This is a genomic window from Pseudomonas sp. B13(2017), from assembly GCF_002113245.1.
GTDB classification, from domain to species: domain Bacteria; phylum Pseudomonadota; class Gammaproteobacteria; order Pseudomonadales; family Pseudomonadaceae; genus Aquipseudomonas; species Aquipseudomonas putida_Z.
On record NZ_NEJX01000005.1, the window covers coordinates 216,882 to 238,484 of the forward strand.

The 21,603-nt window shown below is 64.4% G+C and carries 14 protein-coding genes; 8 read left to right on the forward strand and 6 right to left on the reverse strand.

Annotated elements, in window-relative coordinates; all coding sequences use genetic code 11:
* Positions 1-65 precede the first annotated feature (65 nt).
* Both aceF and aceE read right to left on the reverse strand, forming a co-directional pair.
* Positions 66-1,709: a dihydrolipoyllysine-residue acetyltransferase gene (aceF, locus tag CAG44_RS09585; RefSeq protein ID WP_046614466.1), complete on the reverse strand. Its 1,644-nt coding sequence runs from the start codon at positions 1,707-1,709 to the stop codon at positions 66-68.
* Between the two features lie 13 nt (positions 1,710-1,722).
* Entirely contained in the window at positions 1,723-4,368 is a 2,646-nt protein-coding gene (aceE, locus tag CAG44_RS09590) for a pyruvate dehydrogenase (acetyl-transferring), homodimeric type (protein WP_046614465.1), read from the reverse strand.
* 383 nt (positions 4,369-4,751) lie between these two features.
* Between aceE and glnE the strand changes: the two genes are divergently transcribed.
* The 8 genes from glnE to CAG44_RS09630 all read left to right on the forward strand — a co-directional run bounded on the left by glnE (position 4,752) and on the right by CAG44_RS09630 (position 14,849).
* A complete protein-coding gene (gene glnE / locus CAG44_RS09595) occupies positions 4,752-7,685 on the forward strand; it encodes a bifunctional [glutamate--ammonia ligase]-adenylyl-L-tyrosine phosphorylase/[glutamate--ammonia-ligase] adenylyltransferase (protein WP_085664112.1) in 2,934 nt (977 codons plus the stop codon).
* A gap of 203 nt (positions 7,686-7,888) precedes the next feature.
* Positions 7,889-8,938: a lipopolysaccharide heptosyltransferase II gene (waaF, locus tag CAG44_RS09600; protein WP_013970536.1), complete on the forward strand. Its 1,050-nt coding sequence runs from the start codon at positions 7,889-7,891 to the stop codon at positions 8,936-8,938.
* Positions 8,939-9,997, forward strand: a complete 1,059-nt coding sequence (waaC, locus tag CAG44_RS09605; RefSeq protein ID WP_015268679.1) for a lipopolysaccharide heptosyltransferase I — start codon at positions 8,939-8,941, stop codon at positions 9,995-9,997.
* Positions 9,997-11,121 carry a glycosyltransferase family 4 protein gene (locus CAG44_RS09610; RefSeq protein WP_085692005.1) on the forward strand — a complete coding sequence of 375 codons (1,125 nt, stop codon included), beginning with the start codon at positions 9,997-9,999 and terminating at the stop codon, positions 11,119-11,121. The genes waaC and CAG44_RS09610 overlap by 1 nt, the downstream gene beginning before the upstream one ends.
* Positions 11,118-11,924, forward strand: a complete 807-nt coding sequence (gene rfaP / locus CAG44_RS09615) for a lipopolysaccharide core heptose(I) kinase RfaP (protein WP_025337411.1) — start codon at positions 11,118-11,120, stop codon at positions 11,922-11,924. Before CAG44_RS09610 ends, rfaP begins: the two co-directional genes overlap by 4 nt.
* Complete coding sequence (locus tag CAG44_RS09620) at positions 11,924-12,658, forward strand: lipopolysaccharide kinase InaA family protein (protein WP_085591333.1); 735 nt, start codon at positions 11,924-11,926, stop codon at positions 12,656-12,658. The genes rfaP and CAG44_RS09620 overlap by 1 nt, the downstream gene beginning before the upstream one ends.
* A complete protein-coding gene (locus CAG44_RS09625) occupies positions 12,655-13,407 on the forward strand; it encodes a lipopolysaccharide kinase InaA family protein (RefSeq protein WP_025337413.1) in 753 nt (250 codons plus the stop codon). Before CAG44_RS09620 ends, CAG44_RS09625 begins: the two co-directional genes overlap by 4 nt.
* Positions 13,407-14,849 carry a lipopolysaccharide kinase InaA family protein gene (locus CAG44_RS09630; RefSeq protein ID WP_085591335.1) on the forward strand — a complete coding sequence of 481 codons (1,443 nt, stop codon included), beginning with the start codon at positions 13,407-13,409 and terminating at the stop codon, positions 14,847-14,849. The genes CAG44_RS09625 and CAG44_RS09630 overlap by 1 nt, the downstream gene beginning before the upstream one ends.
* Here the strand turns inward: CAG44_RS09630 and CAG44_RS09635 are convergent.
* The 4 genes from CAG44_RS09635 to CAG44_RS09650 all read right to left on the reverse strand — a co-directional run bounded on the left by CAG44_RS09635 (position 14,810) and on the right by CAG44_RS09650 (position 21,537).
* A complete protein-coding gene (locus CAG44_RS09635) occupies positions 14,810-17,629 on the reverse strand; it encodes a dermonecrotic toxin domain-containing protein (protein ID WP_085692006.1) in 2,820 nt (939 codons plus the stop codon). The genes CAG44_RS09630 and CAG44_RS09635 overlap by 40 nt on opposite strands.
* Before the next feature lie 66 nt (positions 17,630-17,695).
* A complete protein-coding gene (locus CAG44_RS09640) occupies positions 17,696-17,881 on the reverse strand; it encodes a hypothetical protein (protein ID WP_085692007.1) in 186 nt (61 codons plus the stop codon).
* Complete coding sequence (locus CAG44_RS09645) at positions 17,878-18,990, reverse strand: PepSY domain-containing protein (protein ID WP_085618454.1); 1,113 nt, start codon at positions 18,988-18,990, stop codon at positions 17,878-17,880. The genes CAG44_RS09640 and CAG44_RS09645 overlap by 4 nt, the downstream gene beginning before the upstream one ends.
* A gap of 141 nt (positions 18,991-19,131) precedes the next feature.
* The gene (locus CAG44_RS09650) at positions 19,132-21,537 is read right to left on the reverse strand and encodes a TonB-dependent siderophore receptor (RefSeq protein ID WP_085692008.1); all 2,406 of its coding nucleotides are present in this window, start codon (positions 21,535-21,537) and stop codon (positions 19,132-19,134) included.
* Between the last annotated feature and the right edge of the window lie 66 nt (positions 21,538-21,603).

A 21,603-nucleotide genomic window follows, 5' to 3' on the forward strand; every position in this document is an offset into this window, starting at 1 on the left:
TTGAGGTACGAGCGTGGCAGCTCGAAAAGGGTACTGCCCCTCGCGGGGAGGGGCAGTGGGCTGCCTTACAGCAGCATGGTGCGGATATCGCCCAGCACGTCGCCCAGGCGCTTGGTGAAGCGCGCGGCGGCAGCGCCGTTGATCACACGGTGATCGTAGGACAGCGACAGCGGCAGCATCAGCTTCGGCTGGAAGGCCTTGCCATCCCATACCGGCTGCATGGTCGCCTTGGAGACGCCCAGGATAGCCACTTCCGGCGCGTTGACGATCGGCGTGAAGCCGGTGCCGCCAATGTGGCCGAGGCTGGAGATGGTGAAGCAAGCGCCTTGCATCTCGTCGGCCGACAGCTTCTTGGTGCGGGCTTTTTCGGCCAGCGCAGCCGCTTCGGCAGCCAGTTGCAGCAGGCTCTTCTGGTCGACGTTCTTGATCACAGGGACCAGCAGGCCGTCCGGGGTGTCCACGGCAAAGCCGATGTGCACGTACTTCTTGCGGATGATGGCCTTGCCGCTTGGCGCCAGCGAGCTGTTGAAGTCCGGCAGTTCCTTGAGCAGGAAGGCGCAGGCCTTGAGCAGCAGTGGCAGCACGGTCAGCTTCACGCCAGCCTTCTCGGCCACGGCCTTCTGCGCAACGCGGAAGGCTTCCAGCTCGGTGATGTCGGCGGAGTCGAACTGGGTCACGTGCGGCACGTTCAGCCAGCTGCGGTGCAGGTTGGCAGCACCGACCTGCATCAGGCGGGTCAGGGCCACTTCTTCCACTTCACCGAACTTGCTGAAGTCCACGGCAGGGATCGGCGGGATGCCGGCGCCACCGGTTGCGCCAGCGGCTGCCGGTGCTTCCTTGGCCTTCTGCATCATCGCCTTGACGTAGACCTGCACGTCTTCTTTCAGGATGCGGCCGTGCGGACCGGTCGCGGCAACCGCGCCCAGGTCGACGCCGAATTCACGGGCCAGCTGGCGAACCGCCGGGCCTGCGTGAACCTTGGCGTTGCTGCCGGCAGCCGGTGCGGTAGCAACCGGTGCAGGGGCAGCAGCCGGGGCAGCAGCGGCAGGTGCGGCGGCCGGAGCCGCCTCAGCCTTGGCCGGGGCAGCAGCAGCGGCAGGTGCCGGAGCTGCAGCCGGGGCAGCGCCCGCGACTTTCAGCTTGAAGATCAGGTCGCCAGTGCCGACTTCGTCTTCCAGCTTGCACAGGACTTCTTCGACCACGCCGGCAGCCGGCGACGGGATTTCCATGGAGGCCTTGTCGGACTCCAGGGTAATCAGCGACTGGTCGGCTTCGACGGTGTCGCCGACCTTGACCAGCACTTCGATGATCTTGGCCTTGCCCGACGAACCGATGTCCGGCACGTGGATGTCCTGCACGCTGGCGGCAGCCGGGGCTGCTGCCGGAGCAGGGGCAGGGGCGGCTTCGGCGGCCGGAGCCGGCGCAGCAGCCTGGGCCGGGGCTGCGGCCGGCGCCTCAGGGGCCGCAGCAGCGGCGCCCTCGGCTTCCAGGACCAGCAGCTCGTCGCCTTCTTTCAGGCGGTCGCCCAGCTTGACCTTCAGTTCCTTGATGACGCCGGCTTTCGGGGCCGGGATCTCCATGGAGGCCTTGTCGGACTCCAGGGTCAGCAGGCTCTGGTCAGCCTCGATACGATCACCGACCTTGACGAACAGCTCGATGATTTCACCTTCACCGCTGCCGATGTCAGGTACGCGAATGAGTTCGCTCACTTAAAAATACTCCTCAGCAGTCCAGTGGGTTGCGCTTGTCCGGGTCGATACCGAACTTGACGATAGCGTCTGCAACAACCTTTGGTTCGATCTCGCCACGGTCAGCCAGGGCTTCCAGGGCAGCCAGCACCACGAAGTGGCGGTCGACTTCGAAGAAGTGACGCAGCTTCTTGCGGCTGTCGCTGCGACCGTAACCGTCGGTACCCAGGACCTTGAACTCTTTGCTCGGTACCCACTGGCGAATCTGCTCGGCGAACAGCTTCATGTAGTCGGTGGAGGCGATGACCGGGCCCTTGCGACCGTTCAGGCACTGCTCGACGTAAGTCTGCTGTGGCTTCTGGCCAGGCTTCAGGCGGTTGGCGCGTTCCACGGCCAGGCCGTCGCGACGCAGTTCGTTGAAGCTGGTGACGCTCCACACGTCGGCACCGACGTTGAACTCTTCACGCAGGATCTTCGCTGCTTCGCGGACTTCGCGCAGGATGGTGCCGGAGCCCATCAGCTGTACGTGGTGCGCGGCTTCGCGGGTGTCTTCTTCCAGCAGGTACATGCCCTTGATGATGCCTTCCTCGACACCGGCCGGCATGGCTGGCTGCTGGTAGGATTCGTTCATCACGGTGATGTAGTAGAAGATGTCCTGTTGCTCTTCGGTCATCTTCTTCATGCCGTCCTGAATGATCACCGCCAGCTCGTAGCCGTAGGTCGGATCGTAGGTGCGGCAGTTCGGGATGGTGCCCGCCATCATGTGGCTGTGACCGTCTTCGTGCTGCAGGCCTTCACCGTTCAGGGTGGTACGGCCGGCGGTACCGCCGATCAGGAAGCCACGGGTGCGGCTGTCGCCAGCGGCCCAGGCCAGGTCGCCAATACGCTGGAAGCCGAACATCGAGTAGAAGATGTAGAACGGCAGCATCGGCTGGTTGTGGCAGCTGTACGAGGTACCGGCAGCGATGAACGACGACATGGCGCCGGCTTCGTTGATGCCTTCCTCGAGGATCTGGCCCTTCTTGTCTTCGCGGTAGAACATCACCTGGTCTTTATCGACTGGCTCGTAGAGCTGGCCGACCGACGAGTAGATGCCCAGCTGGCGGAACATGCCTTCCATACCGAAGGTACGGGCTTCGTCCGGGATGATCGGGACGATGCGCTGGCCGATTTCCTTGTCCTTGACCAGCTGCGCCAGAATACGCACGAAGGCCATGGTGGTGGAAATTTCGCGGTCGCCCGAGCCGTCCAGGATCGCTTTCAGCGTTTCCAGTGGCGGGGTCGGTACGCTGAAGCTCTTGGCGCGGCGCTGTGGCACGAAACCGCCCAGGGCAGCACGGCGCTCGGCCAGGTACTTGGCTTCGGCAGAACCTTCTTCCGGCTTGAAGAACGGCAGGTTCTCCAGGTCGGCATCCTTGACCGGGATGTCGAAGCGGTCACGGAAGTGACGCAGGCTGTCGACGTCGACCTTCTTGGTGTTGTGCGCGGTGTTCTTGGCTTCGCCGGCACCGGTACCGTAACCCTTGATGGTCTTGGCCAGGATGACGGTAGGCTGGTCCTTGTGGTTGACCGCCTGGTGGTACGCCGCGTAGACCTTGTACGGGTCGTGGCCGCCACGGTTGAGCTTCCAGATCTCTTCGTCGGACAGGTCTTCGACCATGGCCTTGAGCTCTGGGGTGTTGAAGAAGTTCTCACGAACGTACGCGCCGTCTTTGGCTTTGTAGTTCTGGTACTCGCCGTCGATGACTTCGTCCATGCGGCGCTGCAGAGCACCGTTGGTGTCCTTGGCGAACAGTGGGTCCCAGAAACGGCCCCAGACGACCTTGTTGACGTTCCAGCCACCGCCACGGAACACGCCTTCGAGTTCCTGGATGATCTTGCCGTTGCCGCGAACCGGGCCGTCGAGGCGCTGCAGGTTGCAGTTGATGACGAAGATCAGGTTGTCCAGCTTCTCGCGGCCGGCCAGGGCGATTGCGCCCAGGGATTCCGGCTCGTCGCACTCGCCGTCGCCCATGAAGCACCAGACCTTCTGCTTGCCGGCCGGGATGAAGCCACGGGCTTCCAGGTACTTCATGAAGCGTGCCTGGTAGATGGCCTGGATCGGGCCCAGACCCATCGAAACGGTCGGGAACTGCCAGAAGTCAGGCATCAGCCATGGGTGCGGGTACGAAGACAGGCCGTTGCCGTCCACTTCCTGACGGAAGTTGTTCATCTGGTCTTCGCTGATGCGGCCTTCCATGAACGCACGGGCGTAGACGCCTGGCGAAGCGTGGCCCTGGAAGAAGATCAGGTCGCCGCCGTGTTCTTCGGTCGGGGCCTGGAAGAAGTAGTTGAAGCCGATGTCGTACAGGGTGGCGCTGGAGGCGAAGCTGGAGATGTGTCCGCCCAGGTCCGAGTCTTTCAGGTTGGTACGCATGACCATGGCCAGGGCGTTCCAACGCACCATCGAGCGAATGCGGCGTTCCATGAACAGGTCGCCAGGCATGCGTGCTTCGTGGGTGACAGGGATGGTGTTGCGGTATGGCGTGGTGATCGCATACGGCAGCTGGGAGCCACTACGGGTGGCCAGCTCGCCCATACGGGTCATCAGGTAATGAGCGCGGTCTTCGCCTTCTTTGTCGAGGACCGACTCCAGGGCATCCAGCCATTCCTGGGTTTCGATTGGATCGAGGTCTTGCATGGCTTGCTCCAGGGCGGAAAGGCAACCAGAATCGATTGCCTGAGATTGCGACTGGCCTTATGGGCAGACGTCGTGAATTCTTGGATTACCGGGGTGTCCTCCGGCGCCGTGTAGTTTTACTACATTTGCTTTCGCATTTCATGCTTTTACACGACACGAGTAGTAGTAAAACTACATTTGTGCGACGTTTCGTCGCATGCTGGCTTGTGAGGAAAAACGTTCATGTTGGTTGGCATTGTGTCGCGAACGGGTAACTCTTGATGTTTGTTGCCAATTTTTCGTTTCTTTCAGCTATTTCCAACTTTTGTACGACAGTCCAACCGTGGTCCGGCTTCCCCTTGGCCGCTTCTTCCCCTCTATTTCACGCCGATCAAGGATAGACCATGCGCCTACCTTTGCCGTCCGATCTGCCCGCTACCCTGCAGCCGCTGGTCGCGCGCAACCAGCAATTCATCAGCGATGCGGTGGCTGCCCACCCGGAACTCGACCTCCAGGCCTGGAGCCCGCTGCACCGGCAACAGTTCGACCAGGTAGCCGCCGCCAGCGACTTCGTGCTCGGCCTGGTCCGGCGCGAGCCGGCCATGCTGTTCGGCCTGCTGGCCAGTGGCGAGCTGGATCGGCGTTACGCCGCGGGCGAACTGCGCGGGCACATTGCTGCAGCCGCCCAGGCGGCGCAGAGCGAGGACGAGCTGGCGCGCAACCTGCGCCGCGAGCGCAACCGCCAACAGCTGCGCATCATCTGGCGCGACATCACCCGCCAGGCCGCGCTGGGCGAAACCTGCCGCGACCTGTCCGACCTGGCCGACGCCGCCATCGACGAAGCCTACCAATGGCTGTACCCGCGCCACTGCCAGCAATTCGGCACGCCTGTCGGCAACCGCAGCGGCCAGCCGCAGCACATGGTGGTGCTGGGCATGGGCAAGCTGGGCGCGGTGGAGCTGAACCTGTCGTCGGACATCGACCTGATCTTCGCCTTCCCCGAAGGCGGCGAAACCGAAGGGGTGAAGCGCTCGCTGGACAACCAGGAGTTCTTCACCCGCCTGGGCCAGCGCCTGATCAAGGCGCTGGACCCGGTCACCGTCGACGGTTTCGTGTTCCGCGTCGACATGCGCCTGCGCCCGTATGGCTCGGCCGGCGCGCTGGTGCTCAGCTTCAATGCCCTTGAACAGTACTACCAGGACCAGGGCCGTGACTGGGAACGCTACGCGATGATCAAGGCGCGGGTGGTGGCCGGCGACCAGGCGGCCGGCGCGCAGCTGCAGGAGATGCTGCGGCCGTTCGTGTACCGGCGCTACCTGGACTTTTCCGCGATCGAAGCGCTGCGCACCATGAAGCAGCTGATCCAGCAGGAAGTGCGGCGCAAGGGCATGGCCGACAACATCAAGCTGGGTGCCGGTGGCATTCGCGAGGTGGAATTCATCGCCCAGGCCTTCCAGCTGATCCACGGCGGGCGCGACCTCAGCCTGCAACAGCGGCCGCTGCTGAAAGTGCTGGCCACCCTCGAGGGCCAGGGCTACCTGCCGCCAGCCGTGGTCGCCGAGTTGCGCGAGGGTTATGAGTTCCTGCGCTATACCGAACACGCCATCCAGGCCATCGCCGACCGCCAGACGCAGATGCTGCCGGACAGCGAGACCGATAAGGCGCGGGTGGCCTACATGCTCGGTTATGCCGACTGGCAAAGCTTCCATGACCAGCTGACGCACTGGCGTGGCCGCATTGACTGGCACTTCCGCCAGGTGATCGCCGACCCGGATGATGAAGACGGCGAGGGCGAGCTGGTGGTGGGTGGCGAATGGTCGCCGCTGTGGGAGCAGGCGCAGGATGAAGATGCTGCTGGCCGTCAGCTACAGGAGGCCGGTTTCCAGCAGCCCGCAGAAGCCCTGCGGCGCCTGGCCGCGCTGCGCTCCAGCCCGCAGCTGCGTTCGATGCAGCGGATTGGCCGTGAGCGCCTGGACGCCTTTATCCCGCGGTTGCTGGCCCAGGCTGTGGAACATGACAACCCCGACCTGGTGCTCGAGCGCGTGCTGCCGCTGGTCGAGGCGGTGGCACGCCGTTCTGCCTACCTGGTACTGCTCACCGAAAACCCCGGCGCCTTGCGCCGCCTGCTGACCCTGTGTGCCGCCAGCCCGTGGATTGCCGAGCAGATTGCCCGCTACCCGCTGCTGCTCGACGAACTGCTCAATGAAGGCCGCCTGTTCAGCCCGCCACTGGCGCCGGAGCTGGCCAGCGAACTGCGCGAGCGCCTGACGCGCATCCCCGAGGACGACCTGGAACAGCAAATGGAGGCGCTGCGCCACTTCAAGCTGGCCCACAGCCTGCGCGTGGCCGCCTCGGAAATCAGCGGCAACCTGCCGCTGATGAAAGTCAGCGACTACCTGACCTGGCTGGCCGAGGCCATCCTCGACCAGGTACTGGCCCTGGCCTGGCGCCAGACCGTGGCCCGCCACGGCCAGCCCAAGCGCAGCGACGGCAGCCTGTGCGACCCGGGCTTCATCATCATCGGCTACGGCAAGGTAGGTGGCCTGGAGCTGGGTCACGGTTCGGACCTGGACCTGGTATTCATCCATGACGGCGACCCGCAGGCGGAAACCGACGGCGCCAAGCCGATCGACAGTGCGCAGTTCTTCACCCGCCTGGGCCAGCGCATCATTCACCTGCTGACCACCCAGACCAACTCGGGCCAGCTGTATGACGTGGACATGCGCCTGCGCCCATCGGGTGCCTCGGGCCTGCTGGTGAGTTCGCTGGGAGCGTTCGAGCGCTACCAGCAGAACGAGGCCTGGACCTGGGAGCATCAGGCCCTGGTGCGGGCCCGGGTACTGGTGGGCTGCAAGCAGGTGGGCACGGCGTTCGAAGGCGTGCGCGCCAAGGTGCTGGGCCAGGCCCGCGACCTGGAAAAACTGCGCAGCGAAGTGAGCGAAATGCGCGCCAAGATGCGCGACAACCTCGGCACCAAGGCCACCGCAGCCGGTACCGCGGCAAACGCCTTCGAGGCCGGTGTGCCGTTCGATATCAAGCAGGATGCCGGCGGTATCGTCGATATCGAATTTATGGTGCAATACGCCGCTTTGGCCTGGTCCCACGACCACCCGGCCATACTCCGATGGACCGATAACATCCGCATTCTGGAAGAGCTGGAGCAGGCGGGTTTGATGCCGGCCAGTGACGCGGTGCTGTTGCGTGAAGTGTACAAGGCGTTCCGCTCGGCCTCGCACCGCCAGGCCCTGCAGAAGCAGGCCGGGGTTATCGATGCGGCGCAGTTTGCCGATGAACGCCGTGAGGTGCGGCGGATCTGGGGTGAATTGGGTTTGACCTGATACCGAGTTGGCTTCATTCGCGGGCATGCCCGCTCCCACAGGGAAAGCGCAGACCTAGAGGACCGTGCAATACCTGTGGGAGCGGGCGTGCCCGCGAATGGGCCATGTGAGTGGTACACTGTCCGCCACATAGCCTGAATATAAAGAGGGGAGGCCAGGCTGTACCGCAGCCTGTAGCCTCCCCGAGCGTTTCTGGACTAAGCATGAGAATACTGATCATTGGCCCCAGCTGGGTCGGCGACATGGTGATGGCGCAGACCCTGTTCCAGTGCCTGAAACAGCAGCACCCCGACTGCGTGATCGATGTGCTGGCCCCCGAGTGGAGCCGGCCGATCCTCGAACGCATGCCCGAGGTCCGTCAGGCCCTGAGCTTCCCGCTCGGCCACGGCGCACTGGAACTGGCCACGCGGCGGCGCATCGGCAAGTCCCTGGCCGGCCAGTACGACCAGGCCATCCTGCTGCCCAACTCGCTCAAGTCGGCGCTGGTGCCGTTCTTTGCCGGTATCCCCAAGCGCACCGGCTGGCGTGGCGAAATGCGCTTCGGCCTGCTCAACGACGTGCGCAAGCTGGACAAGGCCCGCTACCCGCTGATGATCGAGCGCTTCATGGCCCTGGCTTACGCACCCGGCGCCGAGCTGCCGCAGCCGTACCCGCGCCCCAGCCTGCAGATTGAAGCGCAAAGCCGCGACGCCGCCCTGGCCAAGTTCGGCCTGGAGCTGGACCGCCCGGTGCTGGCGCTGTGCCCCGGTGCCGAGTTCGGCGAGGCCAAGCGCTGGCCGGCCGAGCACTACGCCACCGTGGCCGATGCGATGATCCGCCAGGGCTGGCAGGTGTGGCTGTTCGGCTCGAAGAACGATCACCCGGTTGGTGAGCAGATCCGCGACCGGCTGATCCCGGGCTTGCGTGAAGAATCGTCCAACCTGGCCGGCGAAACCTCGCTGGCCGAGGCTATCGACCTGATGTCCTGCGCCCATGCCGTGGTGTCCAACGACTCGGGCCTGATGCACGTGGCCGCCGCGCTGAACCGCCCGCTGGTGGCGGTGTACGGCTCGACCTCGCCGGGCTTCACCCCGCCGCTGGCCGAGCACGTGGAAGTGGTGCGCACCGGCATCGAGTGCAGCCCGTGCTTCGACCGCACCTGCCGCTTCGGCCACTACAACTGCCTGCGCTTGCTGGAACCGGGCAAAGTCATCGCTGCCCTGCACAGCCTGACCGGGCCGGACCTGATCGATACCGTGGCCGAGGTCGACTAAGTGCGGGTACTGATCATCAAGACTTCGTCGCTGGGTGATGTGATCCACACCTTGCCGGCGCTTACCGATGCCGCCCACGCCATCCCGGGCATCCGCTTCGACTGGGTGGTGGAAGAAGGCTTCGCCGAAATCCCCAGCTGGCACCCGGCGGTCGACCAGGTGATCCCGGTGGCCATTCGCCGCTGGCGCAAGAACCTCTGGCAAACCATCAAGAGCGGCGAGTGGAAGGCGTTCAAGCAACGTGTACGCGAGCGCAAGTACGACCTGGTGATCGACGCCCAGGGCCTGGTCAAATCGGCCTGGCTGACCCGCTACGTGAAGGCGCCGGTGGCTGGCCTGGACCGCTACTCGGCCCGCGAAGGCTGGGCCAGCCGCTTCTATGACCGGCGCCTGTCGGTTGCCACCGGCCAGCACGCGGTGGAGCGGGTGCGCCAGCTGTTCGCCATGGCCCTGGCCTACGACCTGCCGGAAGGCATCGGCAACTACGGCCTCGACCTCGAGCGCCTGCAACTGCCGCCGGCCGCCCCCTATGTGGTGTTCCTGCATGGCACCACCTGGGCGACCAAGCACTGGCCCGAAGCCTACTGGCGCGAACTGGCCGAGCGTATGGGCCGGCGCAAGCTGGAAGTGCGCCTGCCGTGGGGCAACCCGGCCGAGAAGGCGCGGGCCGAGCGCATCGCCCAAGGCTTGAACAACTGCCAGGTGCTCCCCAAATTGAACCTTGCCGGCGTCGCACGCGTGCTGGCGGCGGCAAAAGCCTGCGTGGCGGTCGATACCGGCCTCGGCCACCTGGCGGCGGCACTCGATGTGCCCACCATTTCGCTGTTCGGCCCGACCAACCCGGGCCTGACCGGCGCCTACGGACGGACCCAGATTCACCAGGCCAGTGACTGGCCCTGCGCGCCCTGCCTGCAGAAAAAGTGCACCTACAAACCGAGCGCCGATGACCTGCGCCGGTTCGATCTGAAACGCGAGTGGCCATTGTGCTTCACTCGCCTGAATCCCGAGCATGTGGCGAGCCGCTTGAGCGCGTTGCTGCTGGCTGAGGATGTCCGTTGATGCAACTGGCTTTCGTGCTTTACAAATATTTCCCCTTTGGCGGGCTGCAGCGCGACTTCATGCGCATTGCCCTGGAATGCCAGAAGCGGGGCCACCAGATCCGTGTGTACACGTTGATCTGGGAGGGTGACATTCCGCCGGGCTTCGAAGTGCTGGTGGCGCCGGTGAAGGCGATTTTCAACCACCGCCGCAACGAGAAGCTCAGCGCCTGGATGGCCGCCGACCTGGCCAAGCGCCCGGTCGACCGCCTTATCGGTTTCAACAAGATGCCTGGGCTGGACGTGTACTACGCCGCCGACGGCTGCTTCGAGGACAAGGCGCAGACCCTGCGTGGCGGCCTGTACCGCCGTTGGGGCCGCTACCGGCACTTTGCCGAGTACGAACGTGCGGTGTTCGCCAAGGACGCCCATACCGAAGTGCTGATGATTTCCGAAGTGCAGCAGCCGCTGTTCATCAAGCACTACGGCACCCCGGTGGAGCGTTTCCACCTGCTGCCGCCGGGCATTTCCCAAGACCGCCGCGCGCCGGCCAATGCCGGCGAAATCCGCGCCGAGTTCCGCAAGGAATTCAACCTGGGCGATGACGACCTGCTGCTGGTGCAGATTGGCTCGGGCTTCAAGACCAAGGGCGTTGACCGCAGCCTCAAGGCCCTGGCCGCGCTGCCGTCGGCCCTGCGCAAGCGCACCAGGCTGATGGTGATCGGCCAGGATGACCCCAAGGTGTTCCAGCTGCAAAGCGCTACCTTGGGCCTGGGCGAGCAGGTGCAGTTCCTCAAGGGCCGCAGCGACATCCCGCGCTTCCTGCTGGGCGCCGACCTGCTGATCCACCCGGCGTACAACGAAAACACCGGCACGGTGCTGCTCGAGGCGCTGGTGGCCGGCCTGCCGGTGCTGGTCTCCAAGGTGTGCGGCTACGCCCACTACATTGCCGAGGCCGACAGCGGCCTGGTGCTGGACGAGCCGTTCGAGCAGGAACAGCTCAATGGCTACCTGCAGCGCATGCTCGAAGACCAACAGGCCCGCGCCGGCTGGTCGCGCAACGGCCTGGCGTTTGCTGAAACCGCCGATCTGTACAGCATGCCGCAGCATGCCGCCGACGTGATCCTGGGGCAGGAGTCCGCATGAAGCTGATACTGGCCGAACCGTTCAAGCGCCTGTGGGCCGGGCGTGATGCCTTCGATGCCGTGGAGGCGCTGCAAGGCGAGGTCTATCGCGAACTGGAAGGGCGCCGCACGCTGCGCACCGAGGTCGCTGGCGAGGGCTTCTTCGTCAAGATCCACCGCGGCATCGGCTGGGGCGAGATCTTCAAGAACCTGCTTACCGCCAAGCTGCCGGTGCTTGGCGCCGGCCAGGAATGGCAGGCCATCCAGCGCCTGCACCAGGTTGGCGTGCCGACCATGACTGCCGTCGCCTATGGCGAGCGTGGCAGCAACCCGGCCGCGCAGCATTCGTTCATCATCACCGAAGAACTGGCGCCGACCATCAGCCTGGAAGACTTCAGCATCGACTGGGTCAGGCAGCCGCCCGAGCCGCGCCTGAAGCGCGCGCTGATCGCCGAAGTGGCGAAGATGACCGGCGGCATGCACCGCGCGGGGGTCAACCACCGCGACTGCTACATCTGCCACTTCCTGCTGCACACCGACCGCCCGGTGACGGCGGACGACTTCAAACTGTCGGTGATCGACCTGCACCGCGCGCAGACCCGGGCGAAAATCAGCCGCCGCTGGCGCGACAAGGACCTGGCCGCGCTGTACTTCTCGGCGCTGGACATCGGCCTGACCCAGCGCGACAAGCTGCGCTTCCTGCGCGGTTACTTCCAGCGCCCGCTGCGGCAGGTCCTGAAGGATGAAGCCGCGCTGCTCGCCTGGCTGGAGCGCAAGGCGCAGAAACTCTATGACCGCAAGCAACGTTATGGGGATGCACTCTGATGGCGGGGTGGACACTGGCGCCAGGCTATGAACACCTGGCGGCGGACTTCGGCAGCCTGGAAGCGGTATTTGCCCTGCAAGGCGAGCGCCTGACCCGCGACCCGATCAGCGAGGTGGTGCGTATCGAGCGTGACGGGGTCAATTACTACGTCAAGCGCTACACCGGGGCAGGCAAGCACATGCGCCGTTACCTGGGCCGGCCGCGGATCAAGGCCGAATGGCAGAACCTCAAGCAGTTCGACAAGTGGGGCATCCCCACTGCCGAAGTGGTGGCCTGGGGCCTGGAGCGCAATGGCCTGGCCTTTGGCCGGGGGGCCATGATCACCCGCGAACTGCCGCGCACCGAAGACCTGTCGGCGCTGGCCGAGCGCAACGATGCACGCCTGGCCGATCGCGCCTGGGTCGGGCATGTCAGCAGCCAGCTGGCGCGCCACACCCGGGTCATGCACCAGCACCACTTCGCCCACAACGACCTGAAATGGCGCAACCTGCTGGTCGACGACCAGGGCACGCTATTCTTCATCGACTGCCCCACCGGCGATTTCTGGCGCGGCTTCATGTGGCGGCACCGGATGATCAAGGACTTGGCGTGTCTGGACAAAGTGGCCAAATACCACCTGTCGGCAACCCAGCGCCTGCGTTTCTACCTGCAATACCGTGGCCGCGACCGGCTGAATGCGCGTGACAAGAAGCGCATTCGCCAGGTGGTGAGCTTTTTCGAGGGAAGGGAATGACCGATTACCTGGCCAGCGCGGACCTCGCGCTGCTCAAACGCCATGGCCTGGACGACTTCGAGGCGCTGTGGGCGCTGCAACTGGATGCCGTGGACGAACCGAACACCGGCCGCGGTGGCTGGAGCAGCGTGTTCCGCCTGGAGCTCGAAGGCAAGGGCTACTACCTCAAGCGCCAGAGCGACTACCTGACCCGTACCCTGCACCGGCCATTCGGCGAGCCGACCTTCGCCCGCGAATTCCGCAACATCAGCCGTTACCAGAAGCTGCAGATTCCGGCCTTGCAGGCGGTGTTCTATGGCGAGCGCAAGAAAGGCGGCACGCACCGGGCGATCCTGATGACTCGCGCCCTGGACGAATGGGCCGACCTCGACAGCCTGCTGGCCCAGTGGCCACAACTGAGCGATGCTGAACGCAATGGCGTCCTGCAGGCCTGCGGCCAGCTGGCGCGCACCCTGCACAGCGCCGGCCAGGTGCATGGCTGCTTCTACCCCAAGCACATCTTCCTGCGCCAGCGCCGCGAAGGCTGGGACGCGCAACTGATCGACCTGGAGAAGACCCGCCCCCTGCTGTTCGGCATGCGTGACCGTCTCAAGGACCTGGAGCCGCTGCTGCGTCGTGCCCCGGTCTGGAGCGAGCGTGATGTACGTACCTTGCTGGCCAGCTACCTGGCGCAGCCTGCCGATGGCACGCTGGTCGATACCTGGCTGCAACGCCTGACGCAACGCCGTCGTGAAAAAGAGGCCCGCTGATGCGTTTGTCTGAATTGAAAGAGGCCGGGCGCAGCCCCTCGTTGCCCCTGAGCATCACCCTGGCCGATGCTGCCGGCACGGCCGACCTGCAATTGCTCAGCCTGCTGCGCGTGCTGCCGGGCCAGCGCTATGTGGGCGCCGGCGTGTGGCGCGGCACTCCGGTGCTGGCCAAGCTGCTGGTCGGTGGTAACGCTGCACGGCATTTCCAGCGCGAACTGCAGGGCGTGAAGCTGCTGGCCGAGCAGGGCCTGACCACGCCGAAGCTGCTGGCCGACGGCCTCAAGGAAGGCGAGGGCGGCTGGCTGCTGTTCGAATTCCTCGACGGCGCCGAAAGCCTGGCCGATGCCTGGGCGGCAGTGGAGAGCTTGCCGGTACTGGCCGACGAGCAGCACCTGGTGCTGGGCGAGGCGCTCACCGCAGTGGCGCACATGCACGCCCGGGGCCTGTGGCAGGAAGACCTGCACCTGGACAACCTGCTGCGCCACGGCGGCAAGCTGTACCTGATCGACGGCGCCGGCATCAAGGCCGAAACGCCTGGCCAGCAGCTGTCGCGCCCACGTGTGCTGGAAAACCTGGGGGTATTCTTCGCCCAGCTACCCAAGCGCCTGGAGCCGTTCATCGAAGAACTGCTGGTGCACTACCTGCTGGCCAACGCCGAGCATGCGCTGCCGCTGGAAGCCTTGCAGAAGCAGGTGGACAAGGTGCGCAGCTGGCGCCAGAAGGATTACCTGGAAAAGGCTGGTCGTGAATGCAGCCTGTTCAGTGTCGAGCGCAGCCTTTCGGGCTTGCGGGCAGTCCGCCGCGACGAGGCCGAAGCCATGTTGCCGGTGCTGGAGCAGGCCGACGCGTTGATCGACCAGGGCCACCTGTACAAGACCGGTGGTGCGGCCAGCGTGGCGCGCATCGAGGTTGGCGGCCGCACGCTGGTGCTCAAACGCTACAACATCAAGAACACCGCGCACTGGTTCAAGCGCTTCTGGCGCCCGAGCCGGGCCTGGCATTCCTGGGTCGAAGGCCACCGCCTGGAATTCCTCGATATTGCCACGCCGCGTCCACTCGCGGTGCTGGAACAACGGGTGATGGGGCTGCGAAGCCGTGCCTACCTGGTCACCGAGTATATCGATGGCCCAGACCTGGCCGAATGCTTCGCGCCCTACGTGGATAACGGCGATGCGCCCGAGGAGCAGGTGGATGCCCTGGTGCATGTGATGCAGCAGCTGATTCGCGAGCGTATCAGCCATGGTGACTTCAAGGGCCACAACCTGTTCTGGCACAACGGCCAGTGGTCGCTGATCGACCTCGACGCCATGTGCCAGCACGCCACCCAGCTCAGCTTTGCCCCGGCCTACGCCCGTGATCGGGCGCGGCTGCTGCGCAACTGGCCGAGTGGCAGTGCCTTGCATCAGCGGCTGGACCGGCTGCTGCCCAAGCTGGCCGAGTAGTCCGCCGGCAGTGCCAGCCAGTCGCTGCTGCGGCCTGGCTGGCGCACGCGAATACGCCATTGGCCGCCCTGTTGGCGCAGTACTGCCCAGGCGTGGACTGCGCCCAGTGCCTTCTCGGGCAGCAGCAGATGGTAATGCCCGGCGAGCAGGTGCCGACGAACCGGCAACTGCTGGTCACCCAGCTGTAGATAGAGTTGCCCCCCGGCGTCGTGCAGGTCGGCTTCCCCTGCCACCGATTCGCCCTCGAGCGGCGGTTGCAGGCGTACCTCTTCCAACAGCTGGGCTACGTCAGGCAACCCGTCATGCCATAGCACGATGGAATCGACCACCCAATTGCCATTGCGCAGCCGTTTGATCGGCAGCTGCGCGTAGGCATCCGGCTGCCTGGGGTCGAGCACCCGCCAGCGATAGCCGTCGAAGTGGACGTTGTACAACCGCCCCTGGCTGTCCTTGACGAAGTAACGGTCCGGGCCTGGCACGCTGTTGATCTGTTCGTACACTTCCTCGCCATGAACCCCGTCGATCCGGTAGCGCAGCTTGCTCACGTCCACGGCCGCTTCGTGGGTTTTCGGCAGTGGGCGCGGGGGTTGCGGTGGCAGGCCGCGCATCGCCCTGCGCATGAGGGGCGAGCCAGCGAAACTGGACAACCCGTCGGCGCTGTGGCTCAAAGCGGCCATGGCGTGGTGGAAGGTTGCTGCGTAATCCTCTTTTTCCAGGGCTTCGAAGCCGTCCCACAGCGAAATCGACATACGGCCGAAGGCTAGGGCTGACATTGTCGGGGCCGGTAGCACGAGGCTGATCATGTCGAGAACCAGGCGCAGCGTCGACAGCCCGTACTCGCCGAGCAGCTCGCGGTTGCTGCGGCTGTTGGTATCGGCCTCGGCGATCATGGCGTGGACCTGGGCCTTGTAAAGGGCATCGAAGAGGTTGCCGTTGATCATTGGCCTTTGCACATATGGCCCGAGGCGGCCCTTGCGCACCAATTTGTCGAGCCGCTTGCCATCAGCCAGAGGCGCGCGCTGGATCAGGTATTTTCGCAAGGACGGCGTGCTGCGAAGGGTTCTGAGCAGCGCCCGGGTATCGGGGTATTCACGCCATGCGCGCCGGTCGGGTGCGTCCGGTGTATACAGCACCAGCGACGGCTGGTTGTCGCTCTCGGCATTGAGCAGCAGTACCCCTTGCAGCGTGTGCCCGTCGATGATCAGCTGGCGCACCGCGATACGATGCTCGTCGATGGTAGGGCGCCAATTGTTGTCGGGGTGGTCGGTGACGGCTTTGACCCAGCGATAGCCTCGCTCGTGGGTATCGTTCAGAAAGTGCCTGGCATAGCGGGCCTTGGCCGCCTCGGCGCGCATGCGGGCGCGGTTCATGTTGCCGTGGCATTGCATGCGCCAGCGCGCACCTGGAGACTCCAGCAGGTGGGTTCGCAGGTAGCGGATGTAGCCACTGCCGGCGTCAAGCTCGCGCACCAGGCGCTTTACCCCTTCTGCGGATATTGACTCCAGCGTGGAACCGTCTTCGTGGTGTATTCGGGCAGTCAGCCAGTAATCGACGTCGAACCAGCCGATGTTCAGCAGGGCCAGCTCGTCCAGGCGGTAGGTGGTGGTTACCAGTTCGATGGTGCCACCGACATGGCGACGGTTGGCAACGGCCACGTAACCCGAAGGTGCCAGCGGGTTGATCAGCGGGCCGGTGCGGTGTGCAAGCGTGACGGTTATGCAGACTTTTTCGGCAGGCAAGTCGATGGAGAATTCGCGCCGCAGCGCCTTGCCAAGGCGTTCGCGCACCCATGCCAGCAGGTGGTGGCGATTACCGAATGCCTCCAGGGTCAAAAGGCCGGGTGCAGCAGCCTGGGTGATGGCCCCGGCGAGCTCCTGGATCGTTTGCATGATGTGCGTCAGGCTTTGCGTGGAGCTCTGGCGCAGCCAAGCGGGCAGGTGTTTTTCCAGCAGCAGCGCATAACGGGTGGACAACGCATATTGGCTGCCCATGAGATCGGTCAGTGACTGCTGTTTGGCCAGGGTGCTTTTCAGTGCCGGTAGATCCGGGTTCTGGTCAAGCGCCCAGGCGGCGTGCCAGGCGATGGTGAGCCGTTGATGCTGCGCGTCGATCACGTCAGTGGCCTGTTGTTCGACCAGGTCGCCGGTAAACCACTCGTAGCGCAGCCGGTCGGCACACCGGACCAGTTGCTGGTCCTGCAGGCGGGGTAGCAGTTGCAGCATTGGCCGGCTTTGCATGGGGTCGTCCAGGCGCTCGCACAGCTCCCTGTGCAGTTCGGCCAGGTTGGCGAAGCCTTCAACGCCATGAGACACGCTGCACAGCAGTGCCTGGCCTGTGGCTGTTGCGGGCTCGGCAATGGCCCCTTCCGGTGCTTCTGCCACCAGTACCAGCACGCCGGGTAACGGCAACCGGCCATGGGGGCTTGAACGGTTGAATACCGGCCGATAAACCTGGGCCCGGTGGGTGTCTGGCAGGTGGTTGCGCTGCCAGGGTAGCGGCAGCTCCAGGGAGGTGCGCAGCAGGCTGATGTGGCTGTAGTCCAGGGTCTGGTCGGCGAGGCGCAGTTCCAGTTCGGCCAGAAGTTGCTCATGACGCAGTTCGCGCAGTTGCCGGACGCGGCTGTGGCCTGTTTCGACAGGGGCGTTCCAGAACGCTGCCAGGTCACCAAAAAAACGCTGGCGCAGGGCGGCCGGTTCCGTTTCGCCCGCCAGTTCGGGTTTGCCTTGCTCAAGGGCGATGAGTTGTTGATCGAGCGCTTCGAGGCGCTGCAAAGGTGTCATGGTATGGCTCCTTGGAAGATGGCAGCCAACCATGTCGCGGCAAAAGAGGGTGCGGGTATTACCCGGTTACTGCCGTGGACGAGCGTAGAAACCTTGCAGGCCGAGAGCCGCCGACACCCCCAGGCCGAGCCAGGCCAGGCTGTCCCAGCCCCCGTCCCCCAGCAAGGCGGCAAACAACCCCACGGCAGTGAGCAAGGCCACGACCATCGGCCAGATGAAGATGCGCCAGGTCGGCTGTGACTTGTGGCTCATGCCCGCGCCTCCCGCTTCGTGCGTTGCTTGCCCCACCACAGGTACAAGCCGCTGCCGAGGACGATGATGGTCAGCACATCGAGTAGCGCCCACAGGATTTGCATTGGCCGGCCGCCGTAGTCGCCGAAGTGCAGTGGTTGCGACAGGCCCATGGCATCCATGTACCAGGGGCGTTCGCCGACGGCGGTCACCGCCAGTGTTCGCGCATCGATCAGCACGGGCGTGAGCAGGTGCGAGGTCAGGTGCGTGGCGCCCTTCATGAACACCGCATAGTGGTGCTCACTGGAAAAGCGTGTGCCGGGGAAGGCGATGAAGTCCGGGCGCATGCCGGGGGCGGCCTGTTCGGCGATGGTCAGCAGGTGGGTGGCCGGGGCGCGTTCGGTGAGCGGTGGGGCATCACGGTACGGGGCAACCATGGCGGCCAGGCTGTCGTTGCGCCAGGCGGCGATGACCAGGTCCGACAGCGCGCTGATGACGCCGGTCACGCCTACCGTCAGTGCCCAGGCCAAGGTGACCACGCCGATCAGGTTGTGCAGGTCGAGCCAGCGCAGTCGACGGGATTTGCCGTGGCGCACCGTGCCGAAGTCCAGGCGGCGCATGAACGGTGCATAGAGCACGGTGCCGGAGATGATCGCCACGACGAACAGCACGCCCATGAAGGCCAGCAGCAGCTTGCCGGGCAGGCCGGCGAACATGTCCACGTGCAGGCGCAGCATGGTCATCATGAAGCCGCCGTTGGCGGCCGGCATGGCCACGGCTTCACCGGTGCGGGCGTCGAGCATGAAGGTGTGCGACGAATTGGGCTCGGTGCCGGCGGTGGCGGCGGTTATGGCCACTACGCCGTTGGCTTCGTCTTCGTCGTAGCCGAAGTACTGCATGACCTCGCCGGGGCGGTGCTGCTCGGCCTTGATCACCAACTGCTGCAGGTCGAGGTGTGGTGTATCGGCCGGCATTTCCCGCAGTTCGGGGGCGTCGCCGAGCAGGTGTTCGAGTTCGTGGTGGAAGATCAGCGGCAGGCCGGTGACTGCCAGCAACAGCAGGAACAGGGTGCAGACCAGGCTGCTCCAGGTGTGGATCACCGACCAGCGGCGGATGGTTGGGCTTTTCATCACGGTACCGATTTTTGCCTGTTGGAAGCTGGGGCTGCTGCGCAGCCCTTTCGCGACACAAGGCCGCTCCTACAGGGGAGCACGTTTTCCTGTAGGAGCGGCCTTGTGTCGCGAAAGGGCCGCAAAGCGGCCCCCGTTCACTCAGAACTTGTAATTGACACTGGCCACCACGTTGCGCTCGTCGCCGTAGTAGCACCAGTAACCGTCACAGTTGGCCAGGTAGTCCTTGTTGAACAGGTTCTTCGCCTCCACGGCTACCGTCAGGCCTTTCATGCTGTTGTCCAGGCGGCCCAGGTCGTAGTGCACCGAAGCGTCGTACACCGTGTACGAACCCACATGGGCCAGTTCGGTGTTGGCAGTGTTGCCGTAGGTGTCACCCACATAGCGCACACCACCGCCAATGCCGAAGCCGTCCAGTGGCCCGCTGTGCCAGGTGTAGTCGGCCCACAGGGTTGCCTGGTTGCGCGGGATCAGCGCCATGCGGTTGCCTTTGTCGTCACCCTTCAGGATCTCGGTGTCGGTATAGGTGTATGACGCGATGGCCTTGAGGTTCTCGGTAACCTGAGTGGCGGCCTCCAGTTCCAGGCCGCGAACCTGCAGTTCACCCACCTGGCGGGTGATGCTGCCTTCCGTGACGCTGACGTTCTGCTGCTTCAGGTCATAAACCGCTGCAGTGAGCAGGGTGTCAGTCCCGACGGGCTGGTATTTCACACCCACTTCATACTGACGGCCTTCGGTTGGCTTGAAAGATTCCGTGGAGTTGACGTTGGCACCACTGGCCGGCTGGAACGACTCGGTGTAGGAGAAGTACGGCGTGATGCCGTTGTCGAAAACGTAACTCAGGCCGACGTTGCCGCTGAAGGCTTTGTCGCGCTGGGTATTGGTTGCGTCGGCGCTGTTGTGGAACACAGTGCCGGTGTGAATCCAGTCTTCACGACCACCCAAGGTCAGGCGCCAGTTGTCGAGTGACATCTGGTCCTGGACGTAGGCACCTGTCTGGTGGGTTTTCTGCTGGAAGTCCTGCATGGCGAAGTAGGTGACGTTCGACAGGTCGGCGCCATATACCGGGCGGTTGACATTGATCGGAGGTACGCCCATGCCATACAGCCACTGATAGTTGGTATTCGAACGCTGATGGTCCAGGCCCAGCAGCACGGTATGGCTGATGTCGCCGGTCTGGAAGTCGGCCTGGAAATTGTTGTCGACGGCGAACTGGCTGATGTCTTCGTTGACGATACCCGACTCGCGATTGACGTTGCCATCGGCATCGATGCTGTTGATGGTGGCTACCTGCACGGCCTGGAACGACAAATCGCTTTTGGTGTAGCGCAGGTTCTGGCGGAACTGCCAGGTGTCGTTAAGTCGGTGCTCGAAGGCATAGCCCAACGCGTAGTAACTGCGGTCGTAGAAGTCCCAGTCCGGTTCGCCAAGGTTCTTGTGGTGGGAAATCTTGCCGGTCGGGCCGTCCAGTTTGGTGCCTTGCAGCGGCAGGAACTGGCCGGTGATGCCGGTATCGTCCCGGGTGTACTGGGAGATGAACGTCAGCTTGGTATCGTCATCGATGTTCCAGGTCAGGCTGGGTGCGATGTTGTAGCGCTTGTCCGGGATGTGGTCGACGGGCGAGTTGCTGTCACGCACCACACCACTCACACGGTAGAGAAACTTGCCCTCTTCATCGATCTTGCCTGTGCTGTCGAAGTTGATCTGCTTGTGTTCGTTGCTACCCACCTGGGCTTCGATCTGGTGTGCACTTTCAAGCTGCGGACGGCGGCTGACCATGTCGAGCATGCCGCCCGGTGGTGTCTGGCCATACACCGACGACGCCGGGCCGCGCAGTACAGTAATGCGTTCGAGGTTCCACGGCTCGACCTTCGGGTTGGCGAACGAACCCTTGGGCAGCGGCAGGCCGTCAAGGAACTGCGTCGGGTCGAAACCTCGTACACGCAGCCAGTCAGCGCGCGAGTCCGAACCGTAACCGCTGCTTTGCACGCCAGCGGTGTAGCGCAGGGCGTCATTGAGGTTGAGTACCTGCCGATCGTCCAGTTGCTGGCGGGTGATGACAGTCATCGAGCGTGGGGTCTCGACGATTGGTGTGTCGGTCTTGGTACCCGCGGCAGTGCGCGTGGCCACGTAGCCGCTGGAGGCACCCCAGGCGCTTTCATAGTTGGAAGTCGCATTGATCGCAGTCTCCGGCAACGCCAGTGTCCCTTCCGGCGTAGCCACCAGGCTGTAGCTGCCCACGCTGCTTTGCTGCAGCTGCAGGCCGGTGCCGCGCAGGGCGGCCTGCAGGGCACCAAGGCCATCGTACTGCCCGCTCACCGGGGGCGAGGTGCGACCACTGACCAGTGCCGGGTCGATGGCCAGGGTTATGCCGGCCTGGCTGGCGATCTGGTTGAGAGTGGTGGCCAGCGGGGCGCTGGGCAGGTCGTAGGCGCGCTGAGCGGATTGCTCGGCGGCGAACAGGGCAGGGCAGGCCAATGGCGCGGCCACGGCGATGGCCAGGGCCATCAGGCTGGGGCGCAGGATACGATCAACAGCACGGGACATGCAGCGGCTCCTCGACGGATAAGTGCTTTCTGCTTCCTTGCCGAGCGAGATTTGAAAAGTGACAGG